The organism is Roseinatronobacter alkalisoli (assembly GCF_028745735.1).
GTDB classification, from domain to species: domain Bacteria; phylum Pseudomonadota; class Alphaproteobacteria; order Rhodobacterales; family Rhodobacteraceae; genus Roseinatronobacter; species Roseinatronobacter alkalisoli.
In genome coordinates, this window is sequence record NZ_JAQZSM010000117.1 from 1 (window position 1) to 1131 (window position 1131).

The window sequence follows — 1131 nt, forward strand, 5'->3', positions numbered from 1 at the left end:
AATCCAGATCCGCATTGCCCTCATCAACCGCTTCAATGCGCTCGGCACCGCTGAGATCGTTCGCGTGGCCTGACGCCGACGGGGAGAGGGGCCATCATGCCTCAGGCATGAGTTGCGCAACAACGCCATCCCATATGCAACTGTAGTATTAGTTTAACAGAGTCACCGCTATAAACTGAAACCCGTCTTTCCAAAAGAGATAGACCGCATCCGAACCAAAGGCGCGCGGTGGTTTTGGTGTTTCGATAATAAGCAAATACCCGCAGTCCAAGACATTCACAGGATTGTCGCCAATTTCTGCCCCATCAGTAAACTTGCGATGCGCGGCCTTGAAACGCGAAACATACTCGGGGTCATCCGATACCTTACAGCGATCTGATATGTCAGCGATAGACGATGTTGTTAACATCGTCAGTGCCATCGAGCCGAACAGAACTGCCCAGAGTTTACCTATAGCCGGTGCCATCAAACCCCCAAACTTCGTGCTGGCTGTTGATCATAAAGCCAGGCAAACCATAGTTGCGTGCGGCAGCAATGTCACCCGAATTTGGTGTGCGTGTTTGACCTGTTACGCCGATTGTACGGGTGAGATATGAGGGATGAGTATGAACGTGAGCAACCAACGTTCCTGCCGGAACGCTTGGGGGCGCACCCAGATCGATATAATTATAATTTTGTGGTTCGACGTTCACACTGTACCTGCTCAGCGTGGTCAAATAGACGTTCGAACAATGGAAGGTGGAACAAGAGATGCTCGAACAGGTGGAGTTAGTGAACCCAGAGCGGTATTCTCTACAGTTGGGCAGTCGAGGCAATTGCGTACCCCAGACGGAACGGTCGCGACAGGGCGGCAACTTCAAAGAGAATTAGGCCATATAAGGCAGTATTTATCCAGATGAAAAACACAGTTAGAAAACTGAATGACTGGCTGAAGGGTGGCTACATCGTTTCGTTCCACGCTATGACGGGTTATGAGATGACAATACAAACAATAAAGCCGCCCCCTGATATAGGCGACTTCTGCGTACTTAGTTGGTTTTCTCCTGTACGGCTAGGCACTGAGGATAGTTGGCGCGATTTGTGCTCTAACCTGCCCATTTTTCCAGCAAAAGATGAGCCAGAACACGCTGC

Annotated in this window: 2 protein-coding genes; one reads left to right on the plus strand and one right to left on the minus strand. The window is 50.3% G+C overall.

Annotated features, from left to right (window positions below; genetic code table 11):
• Positions 1-148: 148 nt before the first annotated feature.
• Entirely contained in the window at positions 149-466 is a 318-nt protein-coding gene (locus PUT78_RS23600; protein ID WP_274354650.1) for a hypothetical protein, read from the minus strand.
• 429 nt (positions 467-895) lie between these two features.
• Between PUT78_RS23600 and PUT78_RS23605 the strand changes: the two genes are divergently transcribed.
• The coding region (locus PUT78_RS23605) for a hypothetical protein (protein ID WP_274354651.1) at positions 896-1131 on the plus strand (236 nt) is incomplete at its 3' end.